General features: G+C 52.3%; 13 protein-coding genes. 4 read left to right on the top strand and 9 right to left on the bottom strand.

Going from position 1 to position 14909, the window contains the following annotated elements:
* Positions 1–91: 91 nt before the first annotated feature.
* The 5 genes from proA to gpt form a co-directional block, all read right to left on the bottom strand.
* Positions 92–1345, bottom strand: coding sequence for a glutamate-5-semialdehyde dehydrogenase (gene proA, locus DW47_RS0114605; protein WP_029687159.1), 1254 nt, complete (start codon positions 1343–1345; stop codon positions 92–94).
* Between the two features lie 9 nt (positions 1346–1354).
* Positions 1355–2458: a glutamate 5-kinase gene (proB, locus tag DW47_RS0114610; protein ID WP_029687160.1), complete on the bottom strand. Its 1104-nt coding sequence runs from the start codon at positions 2456–2458 to the stop codon at positions 1355–1357.
* Between the two features lie 508 nt (positions 2459–2966).
* Positions 2967–3362 (bottom strand): sigma factor-binding protein Crl, encoded by a 396-nt coding sequence (crl, locus tag DW47_RS0114615; protein ID WP_029687161.1) that lies wholly within the window; start codon positions 3360–3362, stop codon positions 2967–2969.
* 65 nt (positions 3363–3427) lie between these two features.
* Entirely contained in the window at positions 3428–4666 is a 1239-nt protein-coding gene (frsA, locus tag DW47_RS0114620; RefSeq protein ID WP_029687162.1) for an esterase FrsA, read from the bottom strand.
* Positions 4667–4777: 111 nt separating this feature from the next.
* On the bottom strand, positions 4778–5236 hold the full coding sequence (gpt, locus tag DW47_RS0114625; RefSeq protein WP_029687163.1) for a xanthine phosphoribosyltransferase: 459 nt from the start codon (positions 5234–5236) through the stop codon (positions 4778–4780).
* A gap of 248 nt (positions 5237–5484) precedes the next feature.
* Between gpt and pepD the strand changes: the two genes are divergently transcribed.
* The 3 genes from pepD to DW47_RS0114640 all read left to right on the top strand — a co-directional run bounded on the left by pepD (position 5485) and on the right by DW47_RS0114640 (position 9907).
* Positions 5485–6942 carry a beta-Ala-His dipeptidase gene (pepD, locus tag DW47_RS0114630; protein WP_029687164.1) on the top strand — a complete coding sequence of 486 codons (1458 nt, stop codon included), beginning with the start codon at positions 5485–5487 and terminating at the stop codon, positions 6940–6942.
* A gap of 458 nt (positions 6943–7400) precedes the next feature.
* Positions 7401–8906, top strand: coding sequence for a sugar ABC transporter ATP-binding protein (locus DW47_RS0114635; RefSeq protein ID WP_029687165.1), 1506 nt, complete (start codon positions 7401–7403; stop codon positions 8904–8906).
* Complete coding sequence (locus DW47_RS0114640) at positions 8903–9907, top strand: ABC transporter permease (RefSeq protein WP_029687166.1); 1005 nt, start codon at positions 8903–8905, stop codon at positions 9905–9907. Before DW47_RS0114635 ends, DW47_RS0114640 begins: the two co-directional genes overlap by 4 nt.
* Positions 9908–9950: 43 nt before the next feature.
* Here DW47_RS0114640 and dinB read toward each other — a convergent pair whose 3' ends face one another.
* Positions 9951–11006, bottom strand: coding sequence for a DNA polymerase IV (dinB, locus tag DW47_RS0114645; protein WP_029687167.1), 1056 nt, complete (start codon positions 11004–11006; stop codon positions 9951–9953).
* 241 nt (positions 11007–11247) lie between these two features.
* Here dinB and DW47_RS0114650 point away from each other — a divergent pair, with 241 nt between their 5' ends.
* Entirely contained in the window at positions 11248–12021 is a 774-nt protein-coding gene (locus DW47_RS0114650; protein ID WP_029687168.1) for a L,D-transpeptidase family protein, read from the top strand.
* On the opposite strand, the gene DW47_RS0114655 is transcribed toward DW47_RS0114650, so the two are convergent.
* The 3 genes from DW47_RS0114655 to mtnK form a co-directional block, all read right to left on the bottom strand.
* Positions 11986–12759 carry a class II glutamine amidotransferase gene (locus tag DW47_RS0114655; protein ID WP_029687169.1) on the bottom strand — a complete coding sequence of 258 codons (774 nt, stop codon included), beginning with the start codon at positions 12757–12759 and terminating at the stop codon, positions 11986–11988. The genes DW47_RS0114650 and DW47_RS0114655 overlap by 36 nt on opposite strands.
* A gap of 139 nt (positions 12760–12898) precedes the next feature.
* Complete coding sequence (gene lpcA / locus DW47_RS0114660; protein ID WP_029687170.1) at positions 12899–13477, bottom strand: D-sedoheptulose 7-phosphate isomerase; 579 nt, start codon at positions 13475–13477, stop codon at positions 12899–12901.
* A 221-nt stretch (positions 13478–13698) separates the two neighbouring features.
* Positions 13699–14898, bottom strand: coding sequence for an S-methyl-5-thioribose kinase (mtnK, locus tag DW47_RS0114665; RefSeq protein ID WP_029687171.1), 1200 nt, complete (start codon positions 14896–14898; stop codon positions 13699–13701).
* Positions 14899–14909: the final 11 nt, after the last annotated feature.

Consider the following 14909-nt stretch of genomic DNA (forward strand, 5'->3'; position numbering starts at 1 on the left):
TTAACGTAATCCTTACAGCACTACAGCCGTTAGGCGATTGGAGGGTATATTACTCACAGCCCGCAGTCGCGGGCTGTGAAAAGTAAGAGGATCAGCGACGTAATGTATCGTCACCCCAGGCAACCCATTTATAGGTGGTCAAAGCTTCCAGTCCCATCGGCCCTCGGGCATGGAGTTTCTGAGTACTGACCGCCACTTCGGCACCTAGCCCAAACTGGCCGCCGTCGGTAAAACGGGTACTGGCATTAACATAAACTGCCGAGGAGTCCACCAGATCAACAAAGTTGCTAGCATTTTTCAGGCTGCGGGTCAGGATACCGTCCGAATGTTGGGTACCATGCTCGCGGATATGGCTCACCGCCTGTGCCAGTGAATCAACGTATTTAACATTGAGGTCTAGGGACAGCCATTCATCATCATAGTCAGCAGCCTTGACGGCCACCACTTCCGGCAGAAAAGTCCGCACTGCGTCAATAATATTGGTATCCGCATGCAGTGTGATCCCTTCTTCTGCCATACGCTGACAAAATGCAGGCAGGAAGATTTCCGCAATGTTTTTATCGATCAGCAGTGTTTCCAGTGAGTTACAGGCACTTGGACGCTGCTTTTTCGCATTGACGATAATATCGAGCGCGACCTCAGTGTCCATGGTGTCATCAACATATAAATGACAAACACCGATACCGCCGGTGATCACCGGAATGGTCGATTGTTCACGACATAGCTTGTGCAGGCCTGCGCCGCCACGTGGGATCAACATATCAATGTAACGATCCATCTTCAGCATTTCGGCCACCAACTGACGATCTGGGTTATCGATCGCCTGAACGGCTCCTGCTGGCAGACCATGCAACTTCAAGGCATTCTGGATCACACCAACGGTGGCAGCATTGGTTTTGCAAGTCTCTTTCCCCCCACGCAGGATCACTGCATTGCCGGTTTTCAGGCACAATGAGGCAACATCTACCGTCACATTAGGACGAGCTTCATAGATGACCCCGACCACTCCCAGAGGCACACGGCGACGCTCAATGCGTAACCCACTCTCAAGCACCCCGCCATCCATAATCTGACCCACGGGATCTGCTAAGTTACAGACCTGACGGACATCGTCGGCAATGCCCTTTAACCGCTCTGGCGTCAACGTCAGGCGATCCAGCAATGCTTCACCCATGCCGTTAGCTCGAGCTTGCGCCACGTCATCATCGTTAGCCGCCAAGATCACGGCAGACTCTTTCTCCAACTGTCCGGCAATAGTCAGCAGCACTTGGTTTTTTTGTTCGGTAGTTAGCGTCGCCAGCTGATAAGATGCCTCACGCGCCGCTTTACCCATCGATTCCAGCATGATAATTCCTTAACTTACAATCATATCGTCACGGTGAACCGCAACCGAACCGTATTCGTAGCCCAATATTTCACTGATTTGCTGGCTGTGATAACCGGCAATCATTCGTAAGGCATCGCTGTTATAGCGTGACACACCGTGGGCAATATCTTTGCCCTGCTCACTGCGGATCGAGATCACTTCGCCGCGAGAGAAATCTCCCTGCACCTGACGAATACCTTTCGGCAACAGAGAACTTCCGCGCTCCAGCAAAGCGGTCAGGGCACCATCGTCAATGATCACCGAGCCGGCGGGCGGTGCGCCAAACAGCCAGTGCTTACGGTTTTCCAGTGGATTTTTCTGGGCGTGGAACAAGGTTCCGGCCGGCTGGCCGTTTAACACTTCACTGATAAGCTCAGGTTCACTGCCGCTGGCAATGATCACATCAATACCGGCACGACAGGCCACATCTGCCGCCTGAAGTTTCGTCGCCATACCGCCGGTGCCGAGGCCGGAAACACTGCCACCGGCAATCATCCGCAGTTCATCATCAATAACATGGACATCAGTGATCAGGCTGGCATCTGGATTACTGCGCGGATCTGCGGTAAACAGTCCACGCTGATCGGTCAGCAGCAATAATTTATCGGCACCGGAAAGAATAGCCGCCAATGCCGACAAATTATCATTATCACCGACTTTGATCTCCGCCGTCGCAACCGCGTCATTTTCATTGATAACAGGGATAATCTGGTTTTCCAGCAGAGCATGTAGCATGTCATGGGCATTCAGAAAGCGCTCACGATCTTCCATATCGGCACGGGTCAGTAACATCTGTCCGACATGCAGGCCATAAATACCGAATAACTGTTCCCATAGCTGAATCAACTGACTCTGACCAACCGCAGCCAGCAGCTGTTTAGACGCAATGGTGGGGGGCAGTTCGGGGTATCCCAGATGTTCACGTCCGGCAGCAATCGCTCCAGAGGTCACAATAACAATCCGATGGCCAGCACTGATCGCCTGCGCGCATTGCCGTACCAGTTCCAGAATGTGTGCACGATCAAGCCGACGTGAGCCGCCGGTGAGCACGCTGGTTCCCAATTTGACCACTAGGGTCTGACTGCCACTCATATTTCCTACCATTAAAAAGAGGTAAACAAACCTTCCTTTTAACAGGTGTCGCGTCGGAATCCAACACTTTATCTTAAGCCGCCCCCAGATTTAGGGCTGTCGCATGCGCCCTCAAGACCGTAGTTTTTTTTCATCCGTGGGTTACGCCACGACACCGTAACAGGACAAAAATACTGCTGACACAACCGGCTATCGCACAGAGATGACCTCGTCCAACACGCAAGGTGATCTGGGCTCGCGAAGATAGCTGATTACGCAAGGTTAAAGTCGGGGCGGGTAGAAAGAGCCGGGTTAGCACATCGAGCACGGACTCGATCTAGGCCACGGCATGGAAGAGTAAACAAAGAAGGGCTCACTGCGGTGAACTGAACACGATGGCTATCCGCGCTAAAGATGACGTTTATAAGCATCCCGCATTCGTCGACAGCCCAATAAAGCCTCTGTATCAGGACGTTCGCTGACACACCCAACTGACAGGGGAAAGCCGAGAGCTCTCCCCAACGACTCATCAGTCCTCAACAATAATTTGTTCTGTACCCGGCTCTGGGATAAGTAAAATGTCCTGTTGATGCAGTGTGGCTTCAAGTCTTGGGAAAAAGGCCTGTAAGGTCTTTTCAACAGCCGCTTTATCCTCGGCTTTCTTTATATCCGTTTGCTGCCAAATCCCTTCTTTATCGAACAATCCATACGCATATTGATAAGTAAAATGCGCTTCTTTTGCTTCTACGGTCAGCCACCAGCCCCAGAACTCACGTTTATCGGGGGTAGGTTTTACATTGACACAAACCGCCAGACAATCAAAAAAGAAACGTTGTGAATCACATTTATCTTCTCTGAGATAAGGTCCCAGCTCATTAAAACGTTTCAGAACACGGCCTCTGGGGTGTCCGCCAGGTAAAGTCATTGCTAATCCTCCGGATGAATAAGGGTCAAGTTTTAGCAAACTTACAGATAATCGCAACCTATCTTTTATGACCCTTTTAATTGCTGCCCTAACCAATTACTGGTTTGCGCCAGACATTTCAGCCAACAGGTCATCTCTGGATGGGCCGACAAAGAAATCATTTGACCGGCGCTGGATGAGCGGCGGATAAGTTCTGACTCTGATGGCGGGCTGAAAGGGTCCTCCGCCACGCTGACGGAGAGTAACGGTACCGTTGTGCGACGCCCGAGTAAGCCCTGATTTTTTAATGAGAATGCACTCAGTTCATTCGCCAACATGCTGTCATCACGGTAGTTTTTACCAAGACGGCTCGCCAGCATATCCATAAACATCAGCGGCACCTGTCGCTGTAACAAGGGATCGGTGAGCAGGCTATGGACGATCGGCGCCTGGCAGGCGACTGCCCGTAAACGAGCACTCTCCAAATAGGCGAGACGAACAGCAACATTGGCACCGAAGCGGTGTCCCCATAAGGCGACCCTACGGCTGTCTATCCAAGGGATAGACGCCAACTGCTGCAAAACCTGCTGATGAAGCCAACTGGTGTCCTGTGTCAGACGCCAGCGAGCACTGTAGCCTACTGAGGGCATATCCAGCGTCAACATTGCCAATCCCCGAGGGGCCAAATACTGCTTAAACAGATGGAAATGATCATACTGTAGGGTATCCAATCCGCCGCACATCATCACTGTTGGGTAGGGGCCACCAGCCTGTGCCGGGAGAAACAAAAATGCCATCACCTTTTTGCCGGAGCCAACCTCAAGGTTCAGTTTTTTGACGCAGGTGGCAGAACGCTCCATGGCCTGTTCAAAGGCACGGTATCCCAGAGCTTGGGCGTGGTCAGACAGTTCATCGCCGCTGAGATGGGGATAGGCGGCGATACTGAATAACGCTGCGGCGTGTAACCCATACGCCGCCGCATCTGCCGCCGTTTCCTGCAAAGCTCTCTCCTGCCAGAGAGCGGCTTGGCGCGACCATTCATAAATCCAATTGCCATTGCGATAACCACGCACCGTATCCAGCTGCTGCTCAGAGGTTCGGGTGAGGCGACTTGCGGCAATGCGCGAGAGCACTTCCTTTGTTTCTAGCGGTGGGACACCTCGAAAATGCCAGTGAAACGGCAGTAGCGTACGATACCAAAGACCTGTCGTCGCGGAATGGCCTGTGCCCGCAGCAGGGGCACAAAGAGGCTGTACCAGTGTCGATGTTTCCGGATGTTCAAACCGAGGCTTGAACAATTCTTCACTGAGATTCTTTTTCTGCATACCCGTGACTCCGTTACCGGATGATGAGTAAGGAGTGTAACCGAGGAAGGATGTGGAAAGGAGAGATAACGCAGCATCCTTTGATCTCAAGGATGCTGCCAGAAGATATTATCAGTCTTTAACGATCGGTGGGATGTAAGCCACGCCCATATCCCAAGGCTGTTCGATCCAGGTATCTTGAGGGATATCGATCACATAATCATCGACCAGCGGACGTCCTGCTGGTTTAGCAAAGATCGTGACAAAGTGTGCTTTAGAATACATTTCACGAATGGCCTTCGCAGTACCCCCGGTGTCTACCAGGTCATCGATAACGATAAAACCTTCGCCGTCACCTTCGGCACGCTTAACAATTTTCATGTCGCGCTGGTGATCATGATCGTAGCTGGAAATGCAGACGGTATCGACATAACGAATTCCCAACTCACGAGCCAGCAGCGCTGCAGGGACCAGACCGCCACGGCTGACGGCGATAATGCCTGTCCACTGTTCTACGGGCAGCAAACGCTTCGCGAGGGTACGGGCATGGATCTGTAACATGTCCCAGGTGACGACGTATTTTTCGCTCATTTTTCAGGAGTCCCGGCCAATAAAAAAGCCTAAGTTAAGTGCAAGGTAAAAAAGTTTGCGCGGGATTATAAGGATATGATGGCCTAAAAACCAGCATCCGCTGCGTTGTGAGGCTTTTTTTCCTTGTCGCAGTGCCTTTCGCCGGCTAAACAATGCTATCCTCAGGCTATGCTGACTCGGGCCTCGCCCCGCTTTTATACCTTATTTCCGGACAGTCGTGTTCCGGTATTCGCACAGGAGTATTCATTGTGTCTGAACTTTCTCAGCTTTCTCCGCAGCCCCTTTGGGACATCTTTGCCACCATCTGTTCTATCCCCCACCCTTCATATCATGAAGAGGCGCTAGCACAACACATTATGGCGTGGGCGGCAGAGAAAAACCTGTGGTGTGAACGTGATAATGTCGGCAATATCCTGATCCGTAAGCCGGCCACGCCAGGAATGGAGAACCGCACTCCGGTGGCACTGCAGGCGCACCTCGATATGGTGCCACAGAAAAATAACGATACCGTTCATGATTTTACCACTGATCCTATCCAACCTTATGTTGACGGTGAGTGGCTGAAAGCCCGTGGGACCACCCTGGGTGCCGATAACGGTATCGGCATGGCCTCCGCACTGGCTGTACTGGCCGATGACAGCGTAGTCCACGGCCCACTGGAAGTATTGCTAACCATGACCGAAGAAGCCGGTATGGAAGGTGCGTTTGGCTTGCAACCAGATTGGTTACGCGCAGAGATCCTGATCAACACCGATTCTGAAGAAGAAGGTGAAATTTATATGGGCTGCGCGGGCGGTATTGATGCCGTGACGGATCTGCCTGTTAGCCGTGAATCCCAGGCTGCTGGCAATACCCAAGTAAAACTGACCTTGAAAGGATTACGTGGTGGGCATTCAGGGGCCAACATTCATATGGGGCTCGGCAATGCCAATAAACTGCTAGCCCGCGTGCTGATCACCTTAGCGAAAACAGTCGACTTCCAGTTGATAGACTTCAACGGTGGCACCCTGCGCAATGCAATCCCCCGTGAAGCCTTCGCGACACTCTCTTTAAGCCCGTCACAGCGTGCAGACTTTGAAAAAGCGGTGCATGACGCGCAGCAATTACTGAAACACGAAGCGGGTCCAAAAGATGAAAACGTTGTTTTACTGACCGAAGAGCAGAACAGCGAACAACAGGCACTGACTGCTGACAGTCGCGATACCTTCCTGCGCCTATTGAATGCGACGCCGAACGGTGTCATTCGTTTTTCTGATGCCGTACCAGGCGTGGTGGAAACCTCACTCAACGTCGGTATTGTCACCTTAAGCGAACAGAAGGGCGAGATCTTCTGTCTGATCCGCTCGCTGATCGACAGCGGTAAAGAATATGTGGTGGATACCCTCACCTCACTAGGTGAACTGGCAGGCGCTACCACCACAGCCTCTGGCAGCTACCCTGGCTGGGAACCGGATAAAAATTCTCCAATCATGGCCAAGACCCGTGAAATCTACCAAACCCTGTTCGGAAAAATGCCGGATATTCAGGTGATCCACGCGGGTCTGGAATGTGGTCTGTTTAAAAAGCCTTATCCATACCTGGATATGGTGTCTATCGGCCCAACCATTACGGGTCCACACTCGCCGGACGAACAGGTGCATATCGGCAGCGTCGATCTTTATTGGCAACTGCTGACTGGATTGTTAAAAGAAGTCCCCACTAAATAATTCATGACTTAGCGGTCACTAAGCCAGAGCCTGTCTCTGGCTTTTTTTATGCGTTTTATTGCTAAGCTCTGTGCTGATCATTGTGCTGTTATCGATTTCGGGTAAACCATCCTGATCATGATCGATAGAACCGCATAGCACGCGGCTTTGCGAGTGAACGTCACTCTGATACTCCCCAAAAGCCCTATCAAGCAGCCCATGACGGCAATGTTTTACGTTGCTGATATCATTCTGTATCCAGCCTAATGACCAACACAAATTGCTGAAGCACGGCCCTATAAAGATAAATTCACTAAATAAACTCGGCCAAACCAGTAAATATGATTGGCAATGCTGGACTTCTGGATGTCCAGACGGTTTTTGTGATAGCGTATGCTCCCTGTCAGACCGGCTGGGAACTGACTGATACCCGCGACAACGGATGTTGTCGTGTTTAACCACCCGACAGTGAATACACTATGGCTGAAGCTCATCGCCTCGAGATGCGCAATATCTCGATAAATTTTGCCGGATTCGCCGCACTGGATAAGGTCGATTTTACCCTGCACGGACACTCAGTGCATGCACTGACAGGTGCCAACGGTGCTGGTAAATCGACGTTAATGGCGATCCTTTCCGGCGCACACGCCCATTACCAGGGTGATATCTTACTCAACGGTGAAGTCCTGAATATCCACAGTCCGCGCCAGGCAAAGCAGGCGGGTATACATATCGTTCAGCAGGAAGTGGATAACGGCCTGGTACCCACCCTCAGTGTCGCTGAGAATATTATGTTGGACACCCTGGCGGCCAAAGGACAGTTGTGTCATTGGGGAGCACTCTACCGACAGGCAGCCTCCTTGTTGGAACAGCTGCATGTCAGTATCGACTTGCGTCAGCCGGTAGAACGCTGCTCGCTGGCGGAGAAGCAGCAGATTTTGCTCGCTCGAGCTCTCTCCCACGACTGCCGGGTGCTGATCCTTGATGAGCCAACAGCCCCCCTTGACCAGCATGAAAGTGAACAGCTGTTCCGCGTGGTCCGTCGTCTACAGCAGCAAGGGATCGCCATTGTCTTTATCTCACACCGTATTCATGAACTGAAAACCATCTGCGACCAATTGACGGTACTCCGTGATGGCAAACTGATTGAAACCTGCCCGATGAATGCCCTGAGCGGTGAACAGATCGTCGAAAAGATGATTGGTCATACCCTCACCGATCTTTATCCGCCACGCCGCCCACAGCACAACGGCAGCGAATTGCTGTGTGTTAACGGACTGCATGACCATGGCCTATTACAGGAAATTAACCTGACCTTGCATAAAGGCGAAATCCTTGGGATTGCCGGTCTAGCTGGGGCCGGAAAAACTGAGCTTTGTAAGGCGCTGTTCGGTGCCAGTAAAAGCAAGGTTAACAGCGGCCAGCTAAAAGGTCAGCCGTGGAAACCCCGCTCCCCTTCTCATTCGGTGGCCGATGGCATCGCCCTGGTACCGGAAGAACGCCGCAAAGAAGGGATATTTATTGACGAAGATATCGCGATGAACCTCTCTGTGAGTGCCGATAACCGTTTTTCCAAGGGCGGCTTTTTCAGTGTCCGTCAGTCTGTGCAATGGGCGCAGGACATTATCAGTACGCTCTCTGTGCGTAGCCGTGGCCCGCAACAAAAACTGCGTCGTCTATCCGGCGGAAACCAACAGAAAGTGGCTATCGGGAAATGGCTGGCCAATGCCTCGGATGTGCTGATTTTCGATGAGCCCACCAAAGGTGTCGATGTGAAAGCAAAATCCGACCTGTTTCTGCTGGTCGATCAACTGGCCAGAAGCGGTAAAGGCATTATCTATGCCTCCGGTGAGTTTAACGAGCTGGTGGGGCTGTGTGACCGGATCTGTGTACTGTGGGATGGGCGTATCGTCGCCGAGCTGGACGGCAAAACCGCCAACGAAGAATTATTATTGCTTTATTCAACCGGAGGAACCCCTGCGTGAGCAGCAAACCTGACGCTTTACCCCTGAACTCGGCCTGGCATCATCGGCTGTTTGATTTTCTCTACAAATGGGGCATGTTACTGACAGTTGTGGTGCTGCTGGCAGGCTTTGGTCTGACGGCAGATGGTTTCTTGGAACCCAATAACCTACTGAACATTCTCCGTTCGATCGCGATTGTCACCGTCATCGCCATGGCGGTTGCCATCTCGCTAACCGTTGGTGGCTTTGACCTGTCGGTAGGCTCAACGGCAACACTGGCCAATGCGCTGGTGATTTCGATGTTTGTCTGGCACGGCTTCGGCATCGCCACTGCCATCACTCTTACCTTAGCGATCTGCCTGCTGGTGGGGCTGTTCAACAGCTTCCTGATTGTGGTATTACGCATTCCCGATATGTTAGCCACACTGGCAACACTGTTTGTGGTGCAGGGTGTCGCTATGACCTACAGTTACGGTGGTTCCATCACCCAGAATATGGTGATGCCAAGCGGGGATATGGCGGAAGGGATCATTCCTGCTGGGTTTAGCTGGTTAGGGGAGATCCCTGGCATTGTGATCATCATGCTGGTCGTCACCCTGCTGACCCAGATTGGACTGTCTCTGACCAAGCATGGTCGCAGAATGTATGCGCTGGGGGGCAACCCGGAAGCCGCTCGCCTATCCGGGATCCGCACCACCCGTTACCGAGTGATTGCTTATCTGCTGGCCTCTCTGCTGGCCGGCTTGGGCGGTATTTTGCTGGCCTCCCGTATCGGCTCTTCCCAGGTTAACGCTGGCAGTGGTTACCTGATGGATGCGGTGGCCGCGGCATGGATTGGATTGTCTTTGGGCGGTTCCGGTAAACCGAATGCTCTCGGGACACTGATCGGTGCCATCATTCTCGGTGTATTGCAGAACGGCTTAGTGATGCTTTCTGTGCCTTACTATGCGATGGATATCATTAAAGGACTGGTGTTGGCATTAGCACTGGCCATGACCTATTTCCGCTCTCAACGAGCATAGTCACCACTGCGCCGGGGACAGCTCTCCGGCGCATTCATTGCTGCTACAACAATAACGGCAACTGCCTTTCCTGATCTGGGTCGGTCAAAGTGACATGCAGCCCCACTAGCCTAACGCCTCGCCCCCCTCGCCGTTGCTCCCATCCCTCACGGGCAATCTCCAGCAAATCCTGTTTATTCAACACTGACCAGACATGTTCGCGAGTCGTCTGCTGAAAGTCAGAAAAACGGAATTTAACGCCCTGTCGGCTGATACGAAGGTCAGGACGCACTTGCTTTAGCCGGCGCTCAAGTTCAGGATACAGCCGCTCCAGAACCGTCAAACAGTCCTGCCACTGATCAATGTCCCGCTCCAGGGTGGTCTCAACGCCAACAGATTTACGCACCCGGTCCACCACCACCTCTCGCTCATCAATGCCGTGGCTGCGCTCCCACAATATCCGACCGGATTTACCAAACCGTTTCAGCAGCATCGCCAAATCGGTATTACGGACATCCTGACAGGTATTCAGCCCCATCTCAGCCAGTTTACGGGCCGAGACCTGGCCGACGCCGGGAATTTTCTCTAGTGCCAGTCCACAGATAAAGGCATCCATCTCCACCGGCGTGATCACATACTGACCATCGGGTTTATTCATATCAGAGGCGATCTTCGCCAAAAATTTGATAGGTGCCACCCCAGCGGATGCGGTCAGTTGCAACTCCTGCCAGATAGTCTGGCGGATCTCTTGGGCGATCAGGGTCGCGGACCCTTGAAAACGTGAGCAGTCGCTGACATCCAAATAGGCTTCATCCAGCGACAGAGGTTCAATCAACGGAGTATAGCGGCTAAAGATTTCACGGATATGCGCTGACGCGGCTTTATAGGCATCAAATCGACCAGGTAGCAACGTCAGGTGCGGGCACAGTTTCAGTGCCGTTGCCGTGGGCATGGCACTGCGTACCCCGTATTTGCGGGCCGGATAGTTGGCGGTACTGATCACGCCACGCCGCTCACGGCTACCACCAATAGCCAAAGGGATCTCCCGTAATGCCGGGTTATCACGCATCTCTACCGCAGCATAAAAGCAGTCCATATCCACATGAATGATTTTACGCATCCGCTCCAGCTCCGGTAGTTAACTGGCAGTACTGTATAAATAATCAGTGTAAAAATCAACCTGACACCGTTGTTGCCAGGGTATGACAAATCCGTTGACAAAATTGACAGAATTTTCTCAGCTGCTGGCTTGATTAAACCTCAGACAATGATAATGTTGCCCGTGGCCGCACTATGCAGATATCACACCTGTCCACCGGCTTCACCGACTCTCTCTCACCCTTTTTCAAGGTATTTGCAGCATGCGTAAAATCGCACTCTTTATTGCGATCCTGTTAGTAACCGCTGGTTTTCAGGTTATGGCTGATGGTTTGATCCGCCCCTTCGCACCCGCTCCCGCCACTAGCCCGCCGCTGGCGATGCAGCCCGGCACACCGGTATTTATTCAGATATTCAAACAGGAGCGAACCCTCGATCTCTACGGTCTTGAGGGCAATCAGTACCGTTTAATCAATAGTTTCCGGATTTGTGATTTTTCAGGGGGTTTAGGGCCGAAACGGGTAGAAGGCGACTTTAAAAGTCCCGAAGGTTTCTATACCGTGCGCAGCAGTCAGTTAAATCCCGATAGCCATTTCAATAAGGCGATCAACATTGGTTTCCCCAACCAGTTTGACCGTGAGAACGGCTATAATGGCAAGTATCTGATGATCCACGGTAACTGCGTTTCAATCGGTTGTTATGCGATGACGGATACCAGTATTGATCAGATTTATGCGTGGGTCAGTGCCGCATTGCGGGCCGGGCAATCAGAGGTGGATGTGGATATTTTCCCATTCCGCATGACCGATCAGAATATGCAGTTACACCGTTATTCTGATTATTACAACTTTTGGCAGCAACTGAAGCCGGGGTATGACTACTTCCAGCAGCATCATCAGCCACCGGCGATGAGCGTTCAGAATGGTCGCTACGTGCTATCACAAGACCTGCCTCGCTCAGCGCCGCTGAACCGTGACCCGTTCAGCGGCAACCAGTCACCGTCAAAGCCCGTTTTCACGCTCGCCCAGACAAAATAACTGCCATTTACCTGGCGCAATCTTGTGCCAGGTTTCATTTCCGGTCAGTGGCTGAGTCGCCACCACCGTCACCACATCCTGCGGGGTGGTCTGTTGCTGAAAATCAATTTCAACATCCTGATCTAACAGCGTTGCCTTACCAAAAGGGGCCCGGCGAGTGATCCAGTGTAGGTTAGTCGAGCAATAGGCCATCAGATAGCGACCATCAGAGAGCAGCATATTGAACACCCCTTTCTGACGTAACTCGTCTGCCAGGCTGGCTATATAGCGGAATACCGCCGGCCAATTACCAGGTGTTCGCGGATAACGGGTGGCGAGCTTGTGTAAGATCCAGCAAAAGGCCTTTTCACTGTCGGTCTCGCCCACCGGCCGAAAGGTGCCGGTGTCCAGCTGCTGATAACCTTTTAGCTGACCGTTGTGGGCATAGGTCCAGTGACGTCCCCATAATTCGCGGGTGAAGGGGTGGGTATTTTCTAAGGAGACATTACCGCGGTTAGCTTGGCGGATATGGGCCACTACTGAGTGTGATTTGATAGGGTAGTCGCGTACCAAGTTTGCTACCGGCGAATGGATACTGGGCAGCGGATCTTTAAACGTCCGGCAACCCTTCCCTTCGTAGAAAGTGATCCCCCAGCCATCTTTATGGGGGCCGGTGCCCCCGCCACGCTGCACCAAACCGGTAAAGCTGAAACAGATATCAGTCGGTACGTTGGCGCTCATCCCGAGCAGTTCACACATCGCTACGCCCTCTTCAGAATCTTATCGCTGGGCGGAGGTCGCCCAGGCGTTATTCCAAAGAGATACCATGCAGTCAGCGCGCTGGCAAGGCCCGCAAGCCCGCCTTTCTGCGCTTTTTAGCCGCGGTGATAAGGGATGTTTACTTTTCCATCTCTTTTTCGATCAGCAAGATCAGGATATGGATCACCTTGATGTGAATTTCCTGGATCCGGTCGGCAAACCCGAAGTGCGGTACACGGATTTCAACATCGGCACTGCCGGCCATTTTACCGCCGTCTTTACCGGTCAGGGTAATCACTTTCATGCCCTGCGCCCGAGCCGCTTCGATAGCCTTGATAATATTGGCAGAGTTGCCAGAGGTTGAGATCCCCAGTAATACATCCCCCTGACGGCCCACCGCCTGGGTAAAACGGGAAAAGACGTGATCATAGCCAAAGTCATTGCTGACGCAGGAAATATGGCTGACATCTGAGATAGCAATCGCCGGATAGCCGGGACGGTTTTCACGATAACGGCCGGTCAGTTCTTCTGCAAAATGCATGGCATCGCAGTGGGAACCGCCATTACCGCAGGAGAGTACTTTACCCCCGGCTTTAAAGCTGTCTGCCAGCAATACGGCTGCCTGCTGGATCGCCTGAATATTGTTTTCATCCTTCAGAAAGTGGTTAAGCGTCTCTGCGGCTTCATTCAGTTCTGAACGAATAATATCCTGGTACATAGGGGGTCCTTAGATCGAAAAATTAACGCCGCCAGTGTAGCCCAACCAGTTTCCAGCGCAAGCCTCTGTGACGGGATCCGCCAAAGAGTGTTAGCTCGCTCGCATATCCAACCGTTCACCTAAGCCTAACTACATAGAAAAAGCGAGTGAGCACTAATGAAGCCAACACCCAACAATGCAGATGCCACCCGCAGGTGGCATCCGTTTGTGGCAGCACTCGCTTAGATCACCTGACGGACCCTTGCCACCAGCGCCTGAGCATCCCCTACGTGAGACGCCGCCAGTATCAACGTCCGCCCGAGGGTGATCGCATGGCGCAGACAATCAGTGCGCATCATATCATCTTGAATCTGAGTCATATCCGCCACATGCGACATGCCGACGGTACGGCGGATCAGTTCCACACCACAATAACCGATGGCATCTCGCCAGACTTTCTGCAAAAAGTGCTGCGCATAGCCGTTGACGGCCAGCGCCACATCGTGAGTGTGCTCGGCAGCACGCTTGAGGAAGTCAGCGCGGAAAGTTTCCCACAGCGTCACAATATCCGTGAGACGCTGTTCACGGACATCTGCCGCTTCACGAGGGGCCAGTAATCCGGGAGCGCCACAGTAGTTCAGTAACAGATTGCCCATTAAGGTACCGATATCAAAGCCCATCGGCCCAAAATAGCCGAACTCTGCATCAATAGCTTTCAGTGAGGTATCAGTCACGAACACCGATCCAGAATGAATATCGCCATGCAGTAATGCCTCAGCATGGCTCAGGAAATGTTGCTTCAGCCCAGCCACCGCCACTCTTAACTCAGCATCCTCGCGCAGCGACGCCACCAGAGGCTCCAGTGCCGACGGATAGCTGTTACGCGGATGATCGGTATAAGGATCATTGAAGAACAGGTCTTCGGTGATCTCACACATTTCGGTATTGATAAACTGCGCAACCTGCTGCTTTTTCTGAGCGGCAGCCAGGGCAAAATCAGAAGTCGAGAACAGCACCGCTGACAGATACTCTCCTAACTGGCGAGCCGCTTCGGGATAATGTTTACCGCTGACTAACTCACCACGCCAGATTTTATGGTCGGAAAGATCTTCCATAACCATTACTGCAAGCTCAGCATCGTAATGCGTCACCTGCACTGTATACTGCGGGCTATAACGATAATGTTCGGTCAGCGTTTCGGCTTCGAGGCGCGCACGGTCAAGGGTGAGCGGCCAAGATTCTCCAACGCAGCGGACATAGGGTAGCGCCTGTTTCACAATCACACGACTGATACCCTGCTGATCCAGAATTTTGAATACCAGATTCAGATTACCATCACCAATTTCCTGTGCGCTGACTAGCGTTTCAGGGTTTCCCAGCCCAGAAAACTGCCTCGCATATTCCACGGCATCGGTGGCAGTAAAGGTACGGTATTGCGACATTGTGGCTTTCC

It is taken from the genome of Tatumella saanichensis, assembly GCF_000439375.1.
In the GTDB taxonomy this organism is placed as follows: domain Bacteria; phylum Pseudomonadota; class Gammaproteobacteria; order Enterobacterales; family Enterobacteriaceae; genus Tatumella; species Tatumella saanichensis.

Bases quoted from the DNA above. Each gene is read 5' to 3' on its own strand.
- proA (WP_029687159.1), bottom strand. From the start codon at position 1,345: ATGCTGGAATCGATGGGTAAAGCGGCGCGTGAGGCATCTTATCAGCTG.
- proB (WP_029687160.1), bottom strand. From the start codon at position 2,458: ATGAGTGGCAGTCAGACCCTAGTGGTCAAATTGGGAACCAGCGTGCTC.
- crl (WP_029687161.1), bottom strand. From the start codon at position 3,362: ATGACTTTACCTGGCGGACACCCCAGAGGCCGTGTTCTGAAACGTTTT.
- frsA (WP_029687162.1), bottom strand. From the start codon at position 4,666: ATGCAGAAAAAGAATCTCAGTGAAGAATTGTTCAAGCCTCGGTTTGAA.
- gpt (WP_029687163.1), bottom strand. From the start codon at position 5,236: ATGAGCGAAAAATACGTCGTCACCTGGGACATGTTACAGATCCATGCC.
- DW47_RS0114635 (WP_029687165.1), top strand. From the start codon at position 7,401: ATGGCTGAAGCTCATCGCCTCGAGATGCGCAATATCTCGATAAATTTT.
- dinB (WP_029687167.1), bottom strand. From the start codon at position 11,006: ATGCGTAAAATCATTCATGTGGATATGGACTGCTTTTATGCTGCGGTA.
- DW47_RS0114650 (WP_029687168.1), top strand. From the start codon at position 11,248: ATGCGTAAAATCGCACTCTTTATTGCGATCCTGTTAGTAACCGCTGGT.
- DW47_RS0114655 (WP_029687169.1), bottom strand. From the start codon at position 12,759: ATGTGTGAACTGCTCGGGATGAGCGCCAACGTACCGACTGATATCTGT.
- lpcA (WP_029687170.1), bottom strand. From the start codon at position 13,477: ATGTACCAGGATATTATTCGTTCAGAACTGAATGAAGCCGCAGAGACG.
- mtnK (WP_029687171.1), bottom strand. From the start codon at position 14,898: ATGTCGCAATACCGTACCTTTACTGCCACCGATGCCGTGGAATATGCG.